The organism is Legionella sp. JM-2024 (assembly GCF_055389095.1).
In genome coordinates this window covers 1,517,830-1,537,981 of record NZ_AP039388.1, presented here as the reverse complement: position 1 = coordinate 1,537,981, position 20,152 = coordinate 1,517,830, and the positions used below count along the sequence as shown (strand labels likewise).

Here is a 20,152-nt window from a genome sequence, read left to right as displayed (position 1 = left end):
GTTGTAATGTTACTTGCTCTTTAGCTGATCTAACAATTGCCTGGCTTCTTCTTTTTGTGTGTCAGTTCCATGCTCTATCACTTCTTCCAGAGAGTTTTTTGCCATTTCTATATCATCCATACTGATATAGGTTTTTGCCAAATCCAGTAAGGTATCTAATGCTTTTTTACTCTTCAATGGGTTGGCGGTCTGATTGTCCTTGCTAAATTCTGTCTTAAGTGTACTTTCCTCAACATGTTCAGTTGGAATCATATCCTCTTCTGGTTTCTCTGTTTGAGTTGGCTCAATAACAAATTCTGTCATTTCCAGATTGCTGCTTACCTTTTTATCCTCACTTCTTGTGGGCTCTGATGTTAGGTTTTCAAGATCAAAATCTAAATCAAACTGATCATCTTCTGTAACAGGTTCTGCAGAACTCTTACTGTCCAATTGACCTGACCCTTCGGCTTCTCGATCCTGTACCAATGTTTTATCAACCTCATCAGCAGCTAATGATGAAACAAAATCTATTCCATTATCAGTGTCTTCACTCTCTTCAGTTGATTTCATTTTTTTAGTTTTAGGCTTATCTTTGATTAATTCATGTAAACCTGATTCAAATTCCAATACTTCATGATTTTTAGACTCTTCATCTACAGGCGTTTCATCCTTATCTGACATGGAACTATTTACACTCTCAATCTCTCCTGCTTCACTAACTACAATAGAGTGCTCCAATCCTCCAGGCTCGAATCTAATTTGGTCTTCTTTCTGAACCTCTGGTTCTTTCTGAACCTCTGGCTCTTTCTGAATCTCTGGCTCTTTCTGAACCTCTGGTTCTTTCTGAACCTCTGGTTCTTTCTGAACCTCTGGCTCTTTCTGAATCTCTGGCTCTTTCTGAACCTCTGGCTCTTTCTGAACTTCTGGCTCTTTCTGAACTTCTGGTTCCTTCTGAACCTCTGGTTCCTTCTGAACCTCTGGTTCTTTCTGAACCTCTGGTTCCTTCTGAACCTCTGGTTCCTTCTGAACCTCTGGTTCTTTCTGAATCTCTGGTTCTTTCTGAATCTCTGGCTCTTTCTGAACTTCTGGCTCTTTCTGAACTTCAGGCTCTTTCTGAATCTCTGGCTCTTTCTGAACTTCTGGCTCTTTCTGAACTTCAGGCTCTTTCTGAATCTCTGGCTCTTCACCAAGGTTAGTTGTATTCTTAACTGTTGAGGATTCTATAATATCAATCTGTGTAGTACTTCCTGCTTTTGTCTTCAGTTCATTTATATCCACTTTAGAAATCGGAGAACTTGTTTGCGATTTCTTGCCAGATAACTCTTCCTGGGTTGAAGTAACAGTAACTGGGGCATCACCTGATTCCTCCTCAGACTCATACTTCACTGGTTCAACCAAAGGTATAGAGGGCTTAGGATTTACATGAATGTCTGTTTTGTAATGAGAGTCCTCTTTATTTTGTTGGCGTTGTCTGAAGTACCAATAAGCAAATCCAGCTCCCCCAGCTACTAGAAGCAATAAAATAAAATAAGGCCAAAGGCTCATCGATTGTTCATTAGTAGACAAAGAGCTGGATTGTGAAGCGACAGCCTGGCGTTCCTTCAACATAGTTTGCACTTGTGTCCGCATTAATTCTATTTCTTTATCACGCTTATCCAATTTTTCTTGTAATTTTTTATTTTGTTCCTGGAGAATGCGCAATTGCTCCATTAATAATGCATTAGCTTCTCGAACTGATTCAACCGCTGCAGTAGTAATTGAAATTTCGGCTTTGATTTTTTCATTTTGTTCCGTCGTTTGCGCTTTATTGTTTTGTGCAGGCTGCTGTTGGGTAAATGCATCTATAGAAACATAAGTATTGCTTGGTATCAGTTTAGGAAGTGTCTGCTGATTTGGAGCTTCCTCTATACTCAGTTTTGGGATCACAGGGATTGTGGAATTTTTAGTTTGCAGAGTTGTATCCGCGGATTGACCATTAATATACGGAGGTGCTAATACATGATTTATGGGTGTTTTTTCATTCCAGGCTTTATCATGAGCCATGACTTCCTCAACAGCTAATTCAGAAGGCACTTTTGAAATCTCTTCAGTCGATGGAATGATTAATCGCACTCCAACTTTTAAACCATTTAAATTTCCATCCTGAAATGCCTCAGGATTAGAGCCTACAATAGCTAATACAACTTGAGGTAAAATTAATTTTGAAGTTTTATATCGTTGCGCAATCTGCCATACGTTCTCATTCGTTATAGTAGGCCCGTACGTAGTTTGCTTTTTGCTGTCATTCCCAGATACTTGGTTACGATCCACAGTAGTAATTACAGTTTTGTCAATAATACCAGGTTCATTGTTATAACCAGATGACTTCTTCTTGTAATAAACGGGTCTACTTTGAGCAGTAGTAATCCCTAATTGATATCCTGGAGGATCGAGTAATACCGTGTATGCCTTATATAATTGCCCTTTTGGCCAGGTTAAATCGACTACAATTTCCATATAGGGCTCTGTCATTCTTTCTGTAGACGACACTTTTATTACTGGCTTACCTTTTGGGTTCTTTTCGACCTGGAACCTCAACAAAGAGAGCACTGCAGCCCGCTCGAGTCCAATTTGCTCAAATTGCTCCGGGTCAGCCAAACTGACTTTAATGCTGGCTAAAGGGTCTGCGCCCACATCGATTAATTCTATTTCAGCTGAAAAAGGCTGATCTAAAGATGACTGTACCTTCATCTCCCCTAAACCAAGTGCATAAAGGGACATTGGGATAGTCAATGAGAGTATAGCCGCATGCAGAACAGTTTTTTTCAATCAGAGCTCCATGCACCTGTGATATAAGATGATTATAAATTTCAGTATCATTCCAAAATTATCATCATATGCGACTCTATTCAAGAAAACATGATATTATTCCATAATAATCATGAAATTATGTTCAAAAATTCCCCATGTATTCCAGTAGCATAACTATAATGAATTAGTATTGTTCATCTTAAAGTCAAATAAAGCAAAATTTATAATTTTAGAGAACCATCAACTATAATTATACTTAAGCTAAAATTAAATCGGAACAACGATGAATAGGGAAAACGAGGTTATCGAAATATTCTTGATGGACGTCAGCAAAAAGGAAAAATGCAAATTATTACGGGATTTCCTTTTAGATTGTAAAAATGAAATGGAAGCTCAAGATCAAAACATGCATCCTGAGGTACATCACAATTTATCTCAAGCTTATCAACTGGCTCAAAATTATTTAAGAAAACTGGAAGAATAATTGCAGTTGTCCGGGACTTATGAAAAACTCCAGCCTCTTCGTTAAAAAAGTTTTTAATTCCGTTACTTAGTTTATCAAAACGCCCACAAGAAAAACCTTTTTTGCTTCGACCCTGTAATTTTTGTAAGTACTGAATTGCACACAATATTGCATTAGATCAACCTGTAATTCATAATGTGCCCCACAAAAGTTACGAGAAAAACATGCCAGCATCATTAATCGATGGAAAAACAATATCAGCTCTTCGCAGGAATGAGTTAAAACAAAGAGTACAACATCACGTCGAGCAAGGACAACGAGCTCCTGGACTTGCGGTTGTACTAATTGGCGATGATCCTGCTTCTGTTATCTACGTTAGTAATAAACGTAAAGCTTGCGAGGAAGTAGGTATTACTTCTCATTCCTATGACTTACCCGCCGAAACAACTCAAGATGAGTTAATCCACTTGATAAATGAGCTAAATCAGTCTGATAAGATTGATGGCATTTTAATTCAATTGCCTTTACCTAAGCATATTAATGAAAGAACAATAATAGAACAAATTAAGCCTGAAAAGGATGTAGATGGATTTCATCCCTATAATCTAGGCCGGCTTGCTCAGCGAAATCCATTTTTAAGACCATGTACTCCTTTAGGCATCATGAATTTATTACATCACTATGATCTCAATGTCAAAAGGAAGCATGCAGTCGTTATTGGAGCATCCAATATCGTTGGAAGACCGATGAGCCTGGAATTATTATTAGCAGGTGCTACAGTCACTATCTGCCACAAGTTTACCCAAGAGTTGCAAAAATTTGTAGAAATTGCTGATTTCTTAATAGTAGCCACAGGGAAAATTGACATAATAGATTCTGATTGGTTAAAAGAACATCAAGTAGTGGTTGATGTAGGAATGCACCGCTTACCAGATGGCAGCATCAGAGGAGATGTTGATTTTAAAAGTGCCGTCAAAAAGGTAGCATGGATCACACCTGTTCCTGGAGGTGTTGGCCCCATGACTATAGTCTCTTTGCTTGAAAATACTATGATGTCGGCAGCAAAATTAAGGGACTGAAGTCATTTATCCAACTCATCCCAATCAAATTCTCCGCTTAATTCATCAAAATCATCTTTGAATTCGTCTCTTAAACGCTTCCGTTCAAGTTTATCCTCAAGCATACGACGAATTTTCTTTTTTTTGGTTAAATCATCAACGTGATCATCAACTTCCTCTTCATAGTTATAATCAGAAAATGATTGATCCTCAAACTCTTCATGTAAACCCATATCAGCCTCCAAATTTACTCCCCTCAAAAAAAGTATAGTGCACAAACAAAAAATAAGGTAACCGACAACAAAATGGCTACTCCAGTGCTAGTTATTCCCAAGATGCTTCAAAGGTAAGGTTTTATATGATTTGATTTTTTGTTGTAGAAATTTTTAAATAAAAGCAATAGAAATCCAACCCTATTGTAAGTTAAGAACTGCTTTATCAAAAAACAATAGGCTAAAAATAGCATTTTGAAGTTTCTCAGGCATATTATTTTGGTATAATCAAAAAAATCCTTTCGAAGTTTTTTTTCATGCTCAGTTATCAACACGGCTATCATGCCGGAAATTTTGCTGATGTGGTCAAGCACGTGACCTTAACTCGACTCCTGGCTTATCTTACCAATAAGGATAAACCCCTATTCTATCTTGAGACTCACTCAGGGAAGGGTTTATATGATTTGAAAGACAAACAGTCTAAAAAAACAGAAGAGTACAAGCAGGGAATTCGCCTTATATGGTCGGATAGAGATAATCTGCCGCCAATATTTCTTGAATACATTCAAATCATCAACCAAATAAATCCTAATGCCGTATTGCGCTATTATCCAGGCTCACCTTATTTGGCAATTAGCAAATTACGTTCACAAGACCGATTATACTTGTGTGAACTACACCCTACTGAACACAGTGCCTTATTACAACTTCCTCATTTTAATAAGAAAATTCACATTAGTCATACTGATGGCATTTCTATGTTGAAAGCCCTTTTACCTCCACACGAAAGACGTGGTTTCATTTTTGTTGATCCCTCCTATGAAAGGAAAGAGGAGTACAAAGAAATTCCGATGGCGTTAAAGCAGGCTTACTCAAAATTCTCCACAGGAGTTTATTGCATTTGGTATCCTATTGTTAAAAAGACATGGACAGAGCAATTCTTAAGAAGTATGAAAGCGATAAGTGCTAATGCAATAAGAGTCGAGTTTCATTTGAATCCTCTCCTTAATGAAGGAATGACTGGATGCGGTCTTTGGATTATTAATCCTCCATATATTTTCTCTTCAGAAATAAGGACAGTTTTGGATACTTTAAAGTCATATTTTAATCCTGGTTTATCTTCGTATATTATTGAATAAGTTCTAAATAATGTTACGAGTTATAAATCATGACTGTATTCCCTATCCCTGCGTTTTCTGATAATTATATTTGGGCAATTATTGATAAAATAGCCGGTGTGTTTGACTGTGTTGATCCTGGGGAGGCTAACCAGGTAATCCACTTTGCTCAATCTAACCAACTAACATTACGTGCAATATTATTAACACATCATCATTACGATCATATAAATGGCGTTGATTTATTGATCAAACAATGGCCTTCTTGTAAGGTATACGGCCCCGTTGATAAACGAATTGCACATATCACCAATCAGGTTATGAAAGATCAACTGCTTCAAATCGGGCATTCTAATTTTTATATCTTATTTAACCCAGGACATACCTCTACCCATATTAGCTATTATGAACAAAAGAAAGGCTGGTTATTTTGTGGGGATACTTTGTTTTCTGCAGGTTGCGGCCGTGTATTCGATGGTACAATAGAAGAATTACATCAGTCCTTGCTCATGTTCAAAAAATTACCAGGAAATACGAAAATATTTTGTGCCCATGAATACACTCTGCAAAATTTAAGATTTGCTCATACTGTCGAGCCAGATAATTCGGCTGTCACTCATTATATTCATCAAATTGAAAAACAATCTTCTCTTTGTACCTTGCCTTCCACTGTAGATTTGGAGTTATCAATTAATCCTTTTTTACGCACTGATATGGAAGCAGTCAAACAATATGCTATTAGTCATGGTGCAAATTCTTCAGAATCATTCGATGTATTTAAAGTGCTGAGAAATCAAAAAAATTTATTTAAATAATTAATCAAATGGATCGAATTGAGAACCATTTGATCTTAAGTGAACCAAAAAGGGTTTAATCCTTCTTAAATTTTTAGTAAACTGATTAGCCAATTATAATAATAGGTAATACCATTGAATTGTAAGTTATTAATAATAAAAAATTTTTTATTCTGCATCATTATTATTCTTAGCACTTCTAATATGGCAATTTCTGGCGCAGCTCCAGATGTATGGGATGTATTACGTAGTGAATTTTCTCTAAGCCATGAAGTAACTCGTCCAGAAGTTCAAGAACAAATTAGATGGTTAATTTCTCACCCAAGTTATATAAATAAAGTAAGTCGACAGTCTGAACCCTACATATATCACGTGTTAGGTGAAATAAAAAAAAGAAAGCTACCTGGAGAATTAGCACTACTACCTATGATAGAAAGCGCATACGATCCCTTTGCATATTCAGGAGCCGGTGCAGCAGGTATATGGCAACTGATGCCTCGAACCGGGAGTGATCTTGGATTAAAACAAGATTGGTGGTTTGATGGAAGACGCAGCATTGGACCTTCCACTGATGCGGCATTGAATTATTTGGTTTATCTAAATAAATTTTTTAGTGGTAACTGGATCTTGGCTATAGCAGCTTATGATTCCGGTGAAGGAACAATTGCGCGAGCAATTAAATCAACGACTCATCGTGGGAAATATGTTCAATTCTGGAACTTGCCAGTTCCCAGAGAAACAAAAGCCTACGTTCCGCGTTTATTGGCTTTGGCAGAAATCATCAACAATCCTAGACGCTATAGAATAACACTTCCAAGTATTCCTTATCTTCCCTACTTCGAAGAAGTCAACATAGGCAGTCAAATTGATTTAAATCATGCTGCTAAACTGGCAGGAATCAGTTATAAAGAATTAATTAAATTAAATCCTGGCTATAATCGATGGACGACAGCTCCTTATAAACCATTTAAATTATTAATACCCACTGAAAAAGTTGAACGATTTAACCTAAATCTGTCGAATATGCCTGAAGATAAGCGGGTAAGCTGGACTAAACATCAAGTAAAACAGGGTGATAGTTTAAATACCATAGCCAAAAGATATCACACAACAGTTAATTTGATAAAACAACTTAATCAACTCACTAGTAATAATGTTAAACCTAATCAATCAATACTTATTCCTAGCAGCAAAAATACTCCTGTTGTAGCGAAAGTGGCTGCACCTCAAGAAAAAACGTCAGTTATACAACAACTGGCACCTATGAAAAATATTCGCATTATTCATATCGTGCAATACAATGATACTTATCAGAAAATACAAAAAACTTATGGGATTACTGCCAAAGATTTACAAAACTGGAATAAATTGACAACCAACACACCTTTACGTAAAGGACAACAATTAGTTATCTGGAAACGAGTCAAGCAACCTATTCAATATATAATAAAATCCGGAGATAGCTTAAGTACAATTGCCAGGAGACACCAAACCAAGGTCAATACTATTATTAGTTTAAATCCCGGAATTAAAAAGTCCACACCGCTTCGCTTGGGTCAAAAAATATTAGTGGGATAAAGGGTAAAATGGTTATATCAACTGAATGTACCACTGTTATTATTCAAAACAGACAAGTTTTACCTAATGACATTAATTTAATGAAGTTAGATATATAAAAGGCATTCTAATGCCTTTTATATCGAATTCACGTTAGTTGAAGGTGTTAACAATCATTTTTACAATAAAACATCGATAGATAGTATATAAATGCTATAAATTATTTTGCAAATCAGGTATGAACCTTGCAGGTGAGTTCTAAAACTTGTGTTATAATGATAATAATTAATTGATAAATTAAATAATATGAAATTACTATTTGATTTTTTTCCCATCGTTTTATTTTTTATTGTCTATAAATTTTTTGGCATTTATACAGCGACCGCCGTTGCTATGTGCGCTTCTTTAATTCAAGTTGCACTCTATAGACTGAAGTTTCAGCATTATGAAAAAATGCATTTATTTAGTCTGGCCATCATTATGGTTTTGGGAGGAGCAACGTTGTTCTTCCAAAACCCCTGGTTCATCAAATGGAAACCAACCGGTATCTACTGGTTGTCTGCACTTATCTTTTATGGTTCAGGTTATATAGGCTCTAAACCACTAATCCAAAAAATGATGGAAACAAACATTAATTTGACAGCAAAAATCTGGTATCGACTTAACCTGGCCTGGACAGTGTTTTTCATAATGATGGGGGCATTAAATCTCTACGTTGCCTATTATTATGATACAGATGCATGGGTAAATTTTAAATTATTTGGTGGTGTTGGATTTACTTTACTTTTTGTTTTAATCCAAGCTTTTTATTTAACCAAGCATACTGATGAAAAGAGCTTTGAAAAACAATAGCGAGATCTCTGCATCTGGATAGATGAGAGAAAAAGTAGGGAGCACCGATGAGACTATTACTTGTTGAAGACGATGAACTACTTGGAGACGCAGTAAAAGCCGGGCTTACGCAATTTGGTTATGTTGTTGACTGGCTAAAGGATGGTGAAGCAGCTCGTGCAGCCCTTAAATCCGAGTCTTTTGAATTAATTATTCTTGACTTGGGGCTACCTAAATTATCTGGACTATCTTTATTGCAAAGCATCAGACATGATGGAAATGCTACCCCTGTTATTATTCTTACAGCCCGCGAATCAATTGAAGATCGTGTTAAAGGATTAGATAGTGGTGCTGATGATTATCTTACCAAGCCCTTTGATTTAAACGAATTAAGCGCAAGAATTAGAGCGCTGGTAAGACGCTCTCAGGGTCGAGCTGATTCCGTATTGCAATATAAAAATATTACTCTTGATCCAGCCGCTCATTCCGTATTTGTAGACGACGTTCTCGTAAATGTTCCTCGACGAGAATTTGCTCTACTGCAGAAACTACTTGAAAATAGCGGTCAAGTGTTATCTCGTGAACAATTAATGCAAAGTATTTATGGTTGGGAAGAAGATGTGGACAGCAATGCCCTAGAGGTTCATATACATAATTTACGCAAAAAACTTAACGCAAACTTTATCCGCACTATTCGTGGTGTAGGATATATGGCCGAAAAAAATGACAGTGTACTTCTATCGTGAAATCGTCTATTCGAAAATTTTTATTAATTAATCTGCTCCTTGCAATTACTATCACTACAACACTTACCGCTATTGGTAACTATTACCTTGATCAAAAAGACATTCAGGATCATCTTGATACCTTAATGGCCATTTCCGCGCTATCTTATCAAGCCCTACTAGGAGACGATCTCCACCAAAGACCACTAGCAAAAATTCAAAATGCCCTGGAATCCATTCCTCAAAAAATTAATACTTATTATCAGAAAAGGTATTTAAACGACGAGCCACAAGAAAATTACTTGGATAAATTTAATTTTCAAGTATGGACTAATGGTGGTAAATTGCTATTGCACTCGCCCACTGCCCCTAAAATTCCCCTGACCGCTGAGACGGATGGTTTCAGTGATAAAACGATATCTGACCAAGACTGGAGGGTGTTTACAACTTATAACGATAAAGCAGGAATTCGCACTGTACTGGCGGAGCGTTACGACACTCGAAATGAACTTGGACATAGAATTGCTCAAGATGATCTCTATATTATGTTACTCACTTTTCCATTATCAGGGCTTTTAATTTGGATCATTATTGGAAGAGGATTAGATAGTCTAGATAAAGTGGCTGAAGAAGTGGCTAACCGAGCCCCTAGTCACTTAGAGCCAGTGGACCTGCATGAAGTCCCTGAAGAAATTAAACCTGTAATTGATGAATTAAACAAATTATTTTTTCGACTTAAGGAAGGATTCGAGCGTGAAAAACGATTTGCTGCCGATGCGGCACATGAATTGAGAACACCTCTTGCGGCGCTTAAAGCGCAGGCTCAAGTGGCTTTGAACTCCAATGATATAGAAGAAAAAAATCAAGCTTTACAAAAATTAATTGCAAGTGTTAACAGAAGTACACACGTAGTTCAACAATTATTAACCATGAGCAAACTTGTACCAGAAGCTACGGGACAACATGAACAAGATGAAGTGAATCTAAGTAAGTTAACTCGTGAAATATTAGCTATGCTTGCTCCCTCAGCGGTTGAAAAGCAGATTGAACTGGAGTTTGAAACAGACGAAAAAATACCCAAGATTTATGGAAACCCTACCGCGTTAGGCATATTGATCCGTAATTTGGTTGACAACTCAATTCGTTATTGTCTGGAAAATGGAAGAGTCATTGTCCGATTATTACGACATAATAACGAAATCATACTTGAGGTATGTGATAATGGCCCCGGTATCCCACGTGAACTACAAAAACGTGTTTTTGAACGATTCTTTAGAGTATTAGGCAATAAGAGTCCCGGTAGTGGTCTTGGTTTAGCTATTGTACAACAAATTTGTGCGCTTCACGGTGGTAGAGTCATGCTTGATTCACCTAAAATTGGGACAGGCCTAATCGTACGAGTCTTTTTACCTATTAAAACGAAACCAAAATAAGTGTAATCAAAATGTATCATTAGTTGTGACCTGGATTAAAAACAGGTCTTGCGCAAGCAAGAATCCATTTCTAATTAGATTATAAGACTATTAGAGGAGTGTGTCCCCCGCCTGTGTGGGGACGACAAGGTCTTTTTTCAGAATTTGTTGTTCTTACAACAATCAGGGGTCATACCCAATCGATTAACTACTGCATTTATTCAGGTTTATATCTAACAAAATTTTTCAGGAATATCTCCAAATTAGCTTCGAGAATCCGCTTTATGATCTTGAGCATCGTCCACATCGTCCACTACAGCTTGTGCTTCTTTATCCGCTTGAACACTATGTTTCGCTGTTTTCACACTAGTCTTATGCTCTAGAGTTTGTTGAGACACATCTTTGTGAGTGATCTTTGAAGAAATTGCATCTGCAGTAGCAGTTTTGGCTTGAGCAGCTTTGGCTTGAGCAGCCTTGGCTTGAGCAGCTTTGGCTTGAGCAGCTTTGGCATGAGCAGCTTTGGCTTGAGCAGCCTTGGCTTGAGCAGCTTTGGCTTGAGCAGTTTTGGCTTGAGCAGTTTTGGCTTGAGCAGCTTTGGCTTGAGCAGTTTTGGCTTGAGCAGCTTTGGCTTGAGCAGTTTTGGCTTGAGCAGCTTTGGCTTGAGCAGCTTTGGCTTGAGCAGCTTTGGCTTGAGCAGTTTTGGCTTGAGCAGTTTTGGCTTGAGCAGTTTTGGCTTGAGCAGTTTTGGCTTGAGCAGTTTTGGCTTGAGCAGTTTTGGCTTGAGCAGTTTTGGCTTGAGCAGTTTTGGCTTGAGCAGTTTTGGCTTGAGCAGTTTTGGCTTGAGCAGTTTTGGCTTTATTTGCATTGTAATTATTATGAGTACTCACTTGAGCATCAGTGGCATTAACAGTAAAGGCTAGCATTGCACTTACAGCAAAACCTGTAATTCTTTTCATAAATGCTCCTGTTTGTTATGAGGTAAACTGTTTCTAAGATTTCGTTAAAAAATCATAGCAATAACAGCTTATAGGATAATTCAAACAGTCACAACTGCCTTAACTCAGTCTCAGTTAATTCCTTATGCTAAACTGATGAAGAATAAGTCGACTATATGGGATTAATTTACAGACAAAGTGATTGGCAACATTTGAGATCAATGATTAAGAAGATTTTACTATCAAAACTTACACACCCCCCAATCTCATCATTAAAAAATATTTTTTATTTCAATCATTTAGTTTATCTAAACGCTGTCATTAAAAACCTTTTTGCCTCGAGCCTGGAGTATTGATTAAGTCCTAACTATGTTATCTCGAAGAGAGAATTTGTAATGCCTCTCGAATCAATTGTTCACAACTCTTATCGCCATTATCAATTTTATTCACTGCTTTCAGTGCTTCTTGCGGTTTATAACCTAAGGCTTCTAAAGCACTAATCGCCTCATCTTGACTACGAAGATTAATTCCTTGTTTGTAGATGACATCAGAAGTTGATTCACCAAATTGTTTCATGCTATCTCGCATTTCAACAACTAGTCGTTCGGCTGTCTTCTTGCCAATGCCAGGCAATTTTGTTAATAAAGCTGAATTCTCCTGATGAATACACTGAATAAATTCTTTGGGAGAAATACTGGATAAAATGGCCATAGCCATTTTGGGACCTACCCCATTCACTTTAATTAACGCCCTGAATAAAGAGCGCTCTTCTTTATCCAGGAATCCATACAATAACAAAGCATCTTCACGAACCACTGTATGAATATGCAACCCAATTGGCTGATCATTACTTTCTATTTGAAAAAAAGTATTCAGTGATGTTTCTACATCATATCCTACACCATTAACATTCAGAACTAATTTTCCTGGTTGATGTTTATCTACAATTTGACCATGGAGCCATCCGATCATAGTCTTCTTCTCCTTCTCTTTATTCCTCGTGTTCCTATTAATGCAGACAAACCATTTCTCATATGGCTATGACATATTGCTATAGCTAATGCATCAGCAGCATCCTTTTGTGGAGAACTATTTAGCATAAGAAGTTCAACAACCATATGACTGACCTGATCTTTTTCTGCTGCTCCATAACCTACTACCGTTTGTTTTATTTCTCTTGCTGAGTATTCGCTGATTTTCACACGATGCGAAGCCGCTGCTACCATAGCAACACCTCGCGCATGCCCCAATTTCAAAGCTGAATTAGGGTTGTGATGTATAAATACCTGTTCTATCGCAACTTCAGTTGGTGAATAATGATCCATTAATTGGCATATTCCATCGTATATTTGCAATAATTTCTGACTTAATTCCGCATCAGTTGAAGTACGAATACAACCACTATCGATGTATTCCATTTTATGGTTTGATTCTTTGATCAATCCATATCCTGTAACCCGTGAACCTGGATCTATCCCTAATATAATAGTCATTAATTCATTGATTCTAATATTTTCTCAGAAAACTCGGCATTGCTATAAACTTCTTGTACATCATCCAAATCTTCCAACATATCAATCAGCTTAATTAAACTTTCAGCAGTTTCATCACTAATTGGAATCAAAGTTTGCGCTCGCATCGTTAAATGAGATTGTTCAACCTCCAAACCAGCATCCTGCAAAGCATTCAAAACAGCGTGGTAAGTTTCAACGGGAGTAATGACCTCTACCTGATTGCCCTCAATAGAAACATCAGAAGCCCCTGCGTCAATTGCAATTTCCATCACCTTATCTTCTGATTGCCCCTCTACCATCAGAATTTCACCTTGATTAGTGAAAAGATAAGATACCGAACCATCAGTGCCTAAGTTACCCCCATGTTTTGAAAAGGCGTGCCTGACTTCTGAGACTGTGCGGTTTTTATTATCCGACAAACAATCCACTAATATGGCCACGCCACCTGGCCCATAACCTTCATAACGCATAACAACCATTGCTTCGCCATCAAGACCACCAACTCCTCGCTTTACAGCATTATCTATGGTATCACGTTTCATATTCGCATTGAGTGCCTTTTTAACAGCGTCTCTCAAACGTGGATTACTTGATTCATCTGCACCACCCATACGGGCAGACACTGTAATTTCACGTATTAATTTTGTAAATATTTTCCCTCGTTTGGCGTCTTGCACACCTTTACGAAACTTAATATTAGCCCATTTACTATGACCAGCCATCACTCCACCTCTAAGCAAATTTTTATAGAACGATTATACAACGCTCTATCATCAAAAAAAATGACTAAAGCAATATCTACTCTCGACAATTTCAACTTTTTTAGACTATCCTAGCACCATCCAAAAATCTTTAAGGAGATTTCACTGTGTACTTGCAAGGATTTGGTAATTATCACCACACTGAGGCTATTGCAGGAGCATTACCTCCTAATCAAAATTCACCTCAACGCTGTAACATGGGTCTTTATGCGGAGCAATTGAGTGGGACCTCATTTACTCGGCCCCGGCACAACAATCTTCGTAGCTGGCTCTATAGAGTACTTCCTACTGTTATTCAAGGGGCATATTATCCGTATGAATTCAATATAGTAAAGTCTTTTGTTGAGGAACAATCACCTAATGCTTTGCGTTGGTCTCCTTTTTATAGCAGTTCCCAAATAAAATGCGATTTTATTGAAGGTCTGTTTCATATTGCAGGTAGTCCTTTGATCAATGCTTATAGTTATTATTGTAATCATTCTATGAGTGACAAGTATTTTGCCAATAATGATGGGGAATTATTATTTGTTCCTTATGTCGGTGAAATCATTTTACATACCGAATTTGGGAAATTAAATCTCTGTTCTGGCATGATTGCAGTCATCCCGCGGGGTATAAAATTTAAAGTGGAATTGATCAGCAAAGAAGCGAAAGGATATCTTTGCGAGAATAGTGGTATTCCCCTGACTTTACCTCAATTAGGCCCCATTGGTGCAAATGGTCTTGCAAACCCACGACATTTCCAATATCCATTAGCTGCATTTGAAGAAACTACTAAGGAATGCACTATAATCTGTAAAAATCAGAAAAAATTATGGTTTGCAGTTTGCGATCATTCCCCTCTAAACGTTGTTGCCTGGCATGGAAATTACGCGCCTTATTGCTATGACCTCAGCTTATTCAATACCATTAACACGGTTAGCTTTGATCACCCGGATCCTTCCATATTCACAGTGCTAACTTCAGAAAGTGAAATACCCGGAGTTTCTAACCTGGATTTTGTTATTTTTCCACCTCGCTGGATGGTTGCTGAACATACTTTTAGACCCCCTTATTTTCATAGAAACTATATGAACGAATTAATGGGTCTTGTTCATGGAGAATATGACGCGAAGAAAGAGGGATTTATACCTGGAGGCATCAGCATTCACAACTGTATGACCCCACACGGCCCTGATTATGAATCCTACGAAACGGCAGCGTCTCAAGATTTAAAGCCAAGTTATATTGATTCCCTGGCCTTTATGTTTGAAACCAAAGATTATTGGCAAGTTACTGAACAAGCATATCATCATCCTAGCAGACAAACCGATTACCTCGATTGTTGGCAGGGTTTTAAGGTAGAGTTTGGTAAATAAGAAATTGTTTTTGAAGTAGTGAAATTATCAAACACATATTTAGGATTATTTTGACCTGAATTATCGTCAGTTATTAGGAAAAATTGACTGACAAATTGTTATTTAAAAAAGTAATGACAGACATAAAGAGTTTGATCTAACTGTTCTTTTCGAAGAGTCAACTAAAGAAATTTTATGTCTGTCAGCATGGTTGCATTCCACTTGCTTCCCCATTCAATAGACCTCTTGCATAACCTGCCTATTTTGCTTTAGTGCAAGGCATAAAGGTTTCGAGTAGCGGGAGTTTACATGGAGTAAATGAGCACTGCAGAAACCTTTACAACGCAGCAATAAAATAAAGGAGACAGGTTATGCAAGAGGTCTATTTAGTCGGCTTAAATCACTAACGTCAATTAGTGCTTCCATAATTAGCCCATAATTAGCACTAAACAATGAATCTTAAAATGGATACATGACACCATTATTGGTGTATTTATTAACAGACTCGAATTTCAGAGAAACGTACGATCGACAAATCAAGAATACCAATGAATCAATATACTATAATTTAAATACAGTATAATTTTGGTCGATTATCAATCATCAGCACACTATTATGAATTTTAATAAGATTCAAGCGATTTTTAATCAGTTTAAAGATCATATTATTTATGGAGAAATAAATGAAATTAAAGAACTGGCTCAAACATTGGCTAGGGAACTAGGGGAAGATGCTGTTTGGTTGCCTATTATAACTGACAAAGATGGGAATAATCTGCTACATTTGGCTATCAGCACTGGTGACCGTTCAATAGTAAGAACGTTATGCGAAGAAACAGGGAAGGTAAATTCCAAAATTGATTGGATGAGTATATGTTCATATATGGAAAATAAAGATGGAAAAAAACCTGTAGATTGTGTACCAGAAAAACCCCAACAAGAAAATTTTGAATCCATTATTGAACGAAATTTTACTCCTCAACAACCGCCCGTCCAATTTGACCAAAAATCGATAATCAAACAGTTTCAACGTTATCTAATAAGTAATACGATAAAAAATCCTGAGGAATATAACATTGAAGATGTAGTTAATATTATCAATGATATTAATGAGGGAATGTGCTTGGGTCTATCAGGATTGTGGGCGCAATCCATATTGAATGGCCAACCTGGAATGTATTTTGAAATGATTGATAAGATCATGAATTGTAAAGACTTCTCTATAGATATGGACCCTAAACTACAACAACATTTTGAATATGTCATACAGTTAGTGAGATCATTTTTACTACTTGGAAAAGACATTAATGAGGCTCGTTCTAAAAATTCCGTGTCTAATGATAATTCATTCCATGCCCAAGCCAAGGATTTACCTGAACAAAAACAAAAAGATCTGGTTGGTATTTGGGGGAAAGAAGAAAGCTTACAGAACGAATATTATCTCTCATATTCTCCAGGATCTGGGCATTTCGGTGATTTTTTTACTAATTTTGCCAATCAGCAGAATGATGGTAAATTAATGATGATAGATGGTCAACTTCATAGTACAGCTTGTTACTTCAAAGATAACAAATTTTATTTTTTTGATTCAAATAAAGAAATTCAGGGATCTGATAATAGTATTAGCTATACTGCTATTGTTGATGTTAACATAGATCCGAAGTATGACATAACGCTTGGAAATATTATTCAAAATGCTTTATATCCTAATGGTGTGGATCCATGGTGGGATGATATAACGTTCAGAGTTGCTGACAGAGCAGGAAATATTCCTGGTTCATATCCAAGCAAGGAAATATTAGAAAATATGAAGGTTCAAACTCATACAACTGATTCAATACTTACGAAATACTAGATCCTGCCGGTAATCGTTCACGGCTCTGTTAAACATAGTGTTTTTTAATGTTAGCCTTAGGTGGTTTATTCGATTATTTATGCTATATGATATATTACTGCTTCATGCTGAGTTATTATACAGCCTGTGAACGATTAGTCCTGGTTATCCGCATTGGCGGACAACCAGACTCAGAATTAAAACAAATCCTCTTGTGTTAATCCAACTCGCTCTAACAAGGTTCTTAGTGTCTTCAAGGCTTCAACTTGAATTTGACGAACACGCTCACGAGTTAAATCAATTTCCTTCCCAACATCCTCAAGCGTCGCTTTTTCAAAACCTCTTAATCCAAAGCGCCTTGCGATAACTTGTTGCTGGTTTTCAGTTAATTTATCCAATAAAGACTCTATATGCTGCCTTAAATTTTCATTGGTTAGCAGCTCAGCAGGATTTACACTGTTTTCATCAGCAATAGTATCCAGCAAGGATTTTGTTTCATCAAACCCAATTGGCGTATCCACTGAAGCTACTTTGTCATTCAAACCCAATAATTTTTGAACATCTTCTAATGGTTTATCAACCATTTCCGCTATTTCTTCGGGAGATGGTTCATGATCAAGTTTTTGGGTTAACTGCCTGGCTGCTCTAAGGTAGACATTTAGCTCTTTCACGACATGAATAGGCAATCGGATAGTTCGCGTTTGATTCATAATAGCGCGTTCAATTGTTTGTCGAATCCACCATGTGGCATAAGTTGAAAAACGGAATCCTCGCTTGGGATCAAATTTCTCAACAGATTTCATTAAACCCAAATTCCCTTCTTCAATTAAATCAAGAAGAGGCAAACCTCTATTAAGATAACGTCTGGCTATTTTAACAACCAATCGCAAATTCGACTCGATCATTTTCTTACGTGCCTCAACATTTCCTTTCAGAGCCAGCGTAGCATAATGAACTTCTTCTTCTGCTGTAAGTAATGGTGAAAACCCAATTTCGCTCAAATAAAGTTGAGTAGCGTCTAAAGCCTTGGCAATATTTTTTCCACGTTGAAATAGAGGGATAGCTTCATCTTCCTCAAACTCTGGAAATTCATTAAGAACTTCATCTGCTATTTTTTCGATATCTGGTTCAATCTCGTCTTCCGATAACAAGGAATCATCATCTGGTTCTGACCATTCTTCTTCCTTGATTTCCTTATCTTTAATTGGCTCTTCTTCATCTTGCATTGTATCACCTGTATGTTTAGCCATGCCTTGAAATAGTTTTGTACTTCTTAACAAGTCTATTGTTGCTATAACTATAAGTTATATGTCAACCTTTTTGTAGATAATTCAATGGATTAACTGGTACACCTGCCCTTCTAATTTCAAAATGTACACCCCAATACGTTCGATCTATCAAACCAGCTTCTGCTATTACTTGCCCTGAATTAACTCGTTGGCCCTCTGTGACCAAATTTCTGACATTGTTAGCATAGGCAGTTAAATATTCATTATTATGTTTGATAATAATTAAATTACCATACCCTGGTAAACCACTACCAGCATAAGCCACAATTCCACCAGCAGAAGCTCGAACTTTGTCTCCTTTATTACATGCAATATTTATGCCCTTTTTGCCTTGAGATGGGATAAATGTTGTAACAACGCGACCAGTAACTGGCCATAACCAGCCTGAAGTGGAGCGTACATTATAAGATGGAGAATAAATGATTTTTTGCTTTGGCTTATAAGGCTTACGTAAATTGCCTCTGGAGGCAGAATTGAATCGATGCAATCTCGGTGCAATACCTTTTAAGCTTAAAACTTGCCCTACTCGCAAAGAATAAGGTGATCTTAAATGATTTATCGTTGCGAGCTTTCTATAATCTGTATCGTACCGGAATGCTATTGCATACAGCGTCTCACCGCGTCGTACTGTATGAAACTTTTGATGTTTTGAAAAAGGCTGCCATTTTAACTCTGTCACAGGTGCCAAATCATTTCTTGTGGAGCAACCGGCAAGATTCAGGATAAGAAAAAGACAAATTAATTGTTTGCAAAATAGGCGCATTATTATCTCATTTATAATTTATTAATTTTCTATGCAGATTTCGTTAAGCAAGGTAGATAAATGATCAAATAGTTTATAATGAGTCATGTCTAAATGGAGTGGCGTTATAGAGACATGACCTGTTTTAATTGCAAAAAAATCGGTACCAGCACCAGCATCTGCTTCTATGCCTGGTGGGCCAACCCAATAAATTGGCCTTCCTCTGGGATCATACTCCTTAATAATAGGCTCAGCGCCATGGCGAGTTCCCAATCGGGTTACCTGCAAACCTTTTATCTTATTCAGTGGCAAATCAGGAACATTAACGTTTAAAATAGTTTGAGAAGGTAATCTATTAATACTTAATTTGATAACTAATTGTTTAGCAATGATTGCAGCTGTTTCATAATGTTGTACATTATCACCTACCAATGAAACAGCTATTGCAGGCAACCCTAAGTAACGACCTTCCATAGCCGCTGCTACAGTGCCGGAATAAAGCACATCATCGCCTAAATTGGCACCTTCATTAATCCCCGATACCACTATATCTGCTATGGGATCTAAAAATCCGGTTAATGCCAAATGCACACAGTCAGTTGGTGTTCCATCCACGCTGTAATAGCCATTTTCCAATTGTTTGACCCTTAAAGGTTGTCTTAAAGTTAAAGAGTTACTGGCACCGCTTCTATTTCTATCAGGCGCAACCACTTCAACTGAACCTATCGTCGCCAGTTCATTAGCTAAAATTTTTATCCCAGGCGCTAAAACTCCATCATCATTACTTACTAATATTTTCAT

The 20,152-nt window shown here is 37.1% G+C and carries 19 protein-coding genes; 10 read left to right on the top strand and 9 right to left on the bottom strand.

Features of this window, described 5'->3' with window-relative positions; all coding sequences use genetic code 11:
• Positions 1-9: 9 nt before the first annotated feature.
• The gene (locus ACZ5EK_RS06820) at positions 10-2,787 is read right to left on the bottom strand and encodes a motility hub landmark protein FimV (protein ID WP_464432116.1); all 2,778 of its coding nucleotides are present in this window, start codon (positions 2,785-2,787) and stop codon (positions 10-12) included.
• Between the two features lie 265 nt (positions 2,788-3,052).
• Here ACZ5EK_RS06820 and ACZ5EK_RS06815 point away from each other — a divergent pair, with 265 nt between their 5' ends.
• Positions 3,053-3,253, top strand: a complete 201-nt coding sequence (locus ACZ5EK_RS06815) for a hypothetical protein (RefSeq protein WP_464427275.1) — start codon at positions 3,053-3,055, stop codon at positions 3,251-3,253.
• A gap of 203 nt (positions 3,254-3,456) precedes the next feature.
• A complete protein-coding gene (gene folD, locus ACZ5EK_RS06810) occupies positions 3,457-4,311 on the top strand; it encodes a bifunctional methylenetetrahydrofolate dehydrogenase/methenyltetrahydrofolate cyclohydrolase FolD (RefSeq protein ID WP_464432115.1) in 855 nt (284 codons plus the stop codon).
• Between the two features lie 2 nt (positions 4,312-4,313).
• Here the strand turns inward: folD and ACZ5EK_RS06805 are convergent, their stop codons facing one another.
• Positions 4,314-4,523 (bottom strand): PA3496 family putative envelope integrity protein, encoded by a 210-nt coding sequence (locus ACZ5EK_RS06805; protein ID WP_464432113.1) that lies wholly within the window; start codon positions 4,521-4,523, stop codon positions 4,314-4,316.
• A 296-nt stretch (positions 4,524-4,819) separates the two neighbouring features.
• On the opposite strand from ACZ5EK_RS06805, the gene ACZ5EK_RS06800 reads away from it, so the two are divergent.
• The 6 genes from ACZ5EK_RS06800 (at position 4,820) to ACZ5EK_RS06775 (ending at position 10,960) form a co-directional block, all read left to right on the top strand.
• A complete protein-coding gene (locus ACZ5EK_RS06800) occupies positions 4,820-5,641 on the top strand; it encodes a 23S rRNA (adenine(2030)-N(6))-methyltransferase RlmJ (RefSeq protein WP_464432111.1) in 822 nt (273 codons plus the stop codon).
• Positions 5,642-5,670: 29 nt separating this feature from the next.
• The gene (gloB, locus tag ACZ5EK_RS06795) at positions 5,671-6,435 is read left to right on the top strand and encodes a hydroxyacylglutathione hydrolase (RefSeq protein WP_464432108.1); all 765 of its coding nucleotides are present in this window, start codon (positions 5,671-5,673) and stop codon (positions 6,433-6,435) included.
• Between the two features lie 114 nt (positions 6,436-6,549).
• On the top strand, positions 6,550-7,992 hold the full coding sequence (locus ACZ5EK_RS06790) for a lytic transglycosylase (RefSeq protein ID WP_464432106.1): 1,443 nt from the start codon (positions 6,550-6,552) through the stop codon (positions 7,990-7,992).
• Between the two features lie 285 nt (positions 7,993-8,277).
• Positions 8,278-8,823 carry a septation protein A gene (locus ACZ5EK_RS06785; protein WP_464432104.1) on the top strand — a complete coding sequence of 182 codons (546 nt, stop codon included), beginning with the start codon at positions 8,278-8,280 and terminating at the stop codon, positions 8,821-8,823.
• Between the two features lie 47 nt (positions 8,824-8,870).
• Complete coding sequence (locus ACZ5EK_RS06780) at positions 8,871-9,548, top strand: response regulator (RefSeq protein ID WP_464432103.1); 678 nt, start codon at positions 8,871-8,873, stop codon at positions 9,546-9,548.
• Positions 9,545-10,960, top strand: a complete 1,416-nt coding sequence (locus tag ACZ5EK_RS06775) for an ATP-binding protein (RefSeq protein ID WP_464427265.1) — start codon at positions 9,545-9,547, stop codon at positions 10,958-10,960. Before ACZ5EK_RS06780 ends, ACZ5EK_RS06775 begins: the two co-directional genes overlap by 4 nt.
• 242 nt (positions 10,961-11,202) lie before the next feature.
• Here ACZ5EK_RS06775 and ACZ5EK_RS06770 read toward each other — a convergent pair whose 3' ends face one another.
• The 4 genes from ACZ5EK_RS06770 to ACZ5EK_RS06755 form a co-directional block, all read right to left on the bottom strand.
• Positions 11,203-11,895, bottom strand: a complete 693-nt coding sequence (locus ACZ5EK_RS06770; RefSeq protein ID WP_464432102.1) for a hypothetical protein — start codon at positions 11,893-11,895, stop codon at positions 11,203-11,205.
• A gap of 351 nt (positions 11,896-12,246) precedes the next feature.
• Positions 12,247-12,846, bottom strand: a complete 600-nt coding sequence (gene ruvA / locus ACZ5EK_RS06765) for a Holliday junction branch migration protein RuvA (RefSeq protein ID WP_464432101.1) — start codon at positions 12,844-12,846, stop codon at positions 12,247-12,249.
• On the bottom strand, positions 12,843-13,367 hold the full coding sequence (ruvC, locus tag ACZ5EK_RS06760; protein WP_464427262.1) for a crossover junction endodeoxyribonuclease RuvC: 525 nt from the start codon (positions 13,365-13,367) through the stop codon (positions 12,843-12,845). The genes ruvA and ruvC overlap by 4 nt, the downstream gene beginning before the upstream one ends.
• Positions 13,367-14,110, bottom strand: coding sequence for a YebC/PmpR family DNA-binding transcriptional regulator (locus tag ACZ5EK_RS06755; RefSeq protein ID WP_464432099.1), 744 nt, complete (start codon positions 14,108-14,110; stop codon positions 13,367-13,369). The genes ruvC and ACZ5EK_RS06755 overlap by 1 nt, the downstream gene beginning before the upstream one ends.
• Before the next feature lie 146 nt (positions 14,111-14,256).
• Between ACZ5EK_RS06755 and hmgA the strand changes: the two genes are divergently transcribed.
• Together hmgA and ACZ5EK_RS06745 are read left to right on the top strand one after the other, a co-directional pair.
• Positions 14,257-15,507, top strand: coding sequence for a homogentisate 1,2-dioxygenase (gene hmgA / locus ACZ5EK_RS06750; RefSeq protein ID WP_464432097.1), 1,251 nt, complete (start codon positions 14,257-14,259; stop codon positions 15,505-15,507).
• Positions 15,508-16,102: 595 nt separating this feature from the next.
• On the top strand, positions 16,103-17,341 hold the full coding sequence (locus ACZ5EK_RS06745; RefSeq protein WP_464432095.1) for a hypothetical protein: 1,239 nt from the start codon (positions 16,103-16,105) through the stop codon (positions 17,339-17,341).
• 176 nt (positions 17,342-17,517) lie between these two features.
• Here ACZ5EK_RS06745 and rpoS read toward each other — a convergent pair whose 3' ends face one another.
• The 3 genes from rpoS to surE all read right to left on the bottom strand — a co-directional run bounded on the left by rpoS (position 17,518) and on the right by surE (position 20,152).
• The gene (rpoS, locus tag ACZ5EK_RS06740) at positions 17,518-18,546 is read right to left on the bottom strand and encodes an RNA polymerase sigma factor RpoS (RefSeq protein ID WP_464432093.1); all 1,029 of its coding nucleotides are present in this window, start codon (positions 18,544-18,546) and stop codon (positions 17,518-17,520) included.
• 85 nt (positions 18,547-18,631) lie between these two features.
• A complete protein-coding gene (locus ACZ5EK_RS06735; RefSeq protein ID WP_464432091.1) occupies positions 18,632-19,372 on the bottom strand; it encodes a peptidoglycan DD-metalloendopeptidase family protein in 741 nt (246 codons plus the stop codon).
• Between the two features lie 21 nt (positions 19,373-19,393).
• Positions 19,394-20,152, bottom strand: coding sequence for a 5'/3'-nucleotidase SurE (gene surE / locus ACZ5EK_RS06730; RefSeq protein ID WP_464432090.1), 759 nt, complete (start codon positions 20,150-20,152; stop codon positions 19,394-19,396).

Bases quoted from the DNA above. Each gene is read 5' to 3' on its own strand.
- ACZ5EK_RS06815 (WP_464427275.1), top strand. From the start codon at position 3,053: ATGAATAGGGAAAACGAGGTTATCGAAATATTCTTGATGGACGTCAGC.
- folD (WP_464432115.1), top strand. From the start codon at position 3,457: ATGCCAGCATCATTAATCGATGGAAAAACAATATCAGCTCTTCGCAGG.
- ACZ5EK_RS06805 (WP_464432113.1), bottom strand. From the start codon at position 4,523: ATGGGTTTACATGAAGAGTTTGAGGATCAATCATTTTCTGATTATAAC.
- ACZ5EK_RS06800 (WP_464432111.1), top strand. From the start codon at position 4,820: ATGCTCAGTTATCAACACGGCTATCATGCCGGAAATTTTGCTGATGTG.
- gloB (WP_464432108.1), top strand. From the start codon at position 5,671: ATGACTGTATTCCCTATCCCTGCGTTTTCTGATAATTATATTTGGGCA.
- ACZ5EK_RS06785 (WP_464432104.1), top strand. From the start codon at position 8,278: ATGAAATTACTATTTGATTTTTTTCCCATCGTTTTATTTTTTATTGTC.
- ACZ5EK_RS06780 (WP_464432103.1), top strand. From the start codon at position 8,871: ATGAGACTATTACTTGTTGAAGACGATGAACTACTTGGAGACGCAGTA.
- ACZ5EK_RS06770 (WP_464432102.1), bottom strand. From the start codon at position 11,895: ATGAAAAGAATTACAGGTTTTGCTGTAAGTGCAATGCTAGCCTTTACT.
- ruvA (WP_464432101.1), bottom strand. From the start codon at position 12,846: ATGATCGGATGGCTCCATGGTCAAATTGTAGATAAACATCAACCAGGA.
- ruvC (WP_464427262.1), bottom strand. From the start codon at position 13,367: ATGACTATTATATTAGGGATAGATCCAGGTTCACGGGTTACAGGATAT.
- ACZ5EK_RS06755 (WP_464432099.1), bottom strand. From the start codon at position 14,110: ATGGCTGGTCATAGTAAATGGGCTAATATTAAGTTTCGTAAAGGTGTG.
- ACZ5EK_RS06745 (WP_464432095.1), top strand. From the start codon at position 16,103: ATGAATTTTAATAAGATTCAAGCGATTTTTAATCAGTTTAAAGATCAT.
- rpoS (WP_464432093.1), bottom strand. From the start codon at position 18,546: ATGCAAGATGAAGAAGAGCCAATTAAAGATAAGGAAATCAAGGAAGAA.
- ACZ5EK_RS06735 (WP_464432091.1), bottom strand. From the start codon at position 19,372: ATGCGCCTATTTTGCAAACAATTAATTTGTCTTTTTCTTATCCTGAAT.
- surE (WP_464432090.1), bottom strand. From the start codon at position 20,152: ATGAAAATATTAGTAAGTAATGATGATGGAGTTTTAGCGCCTGGGATA.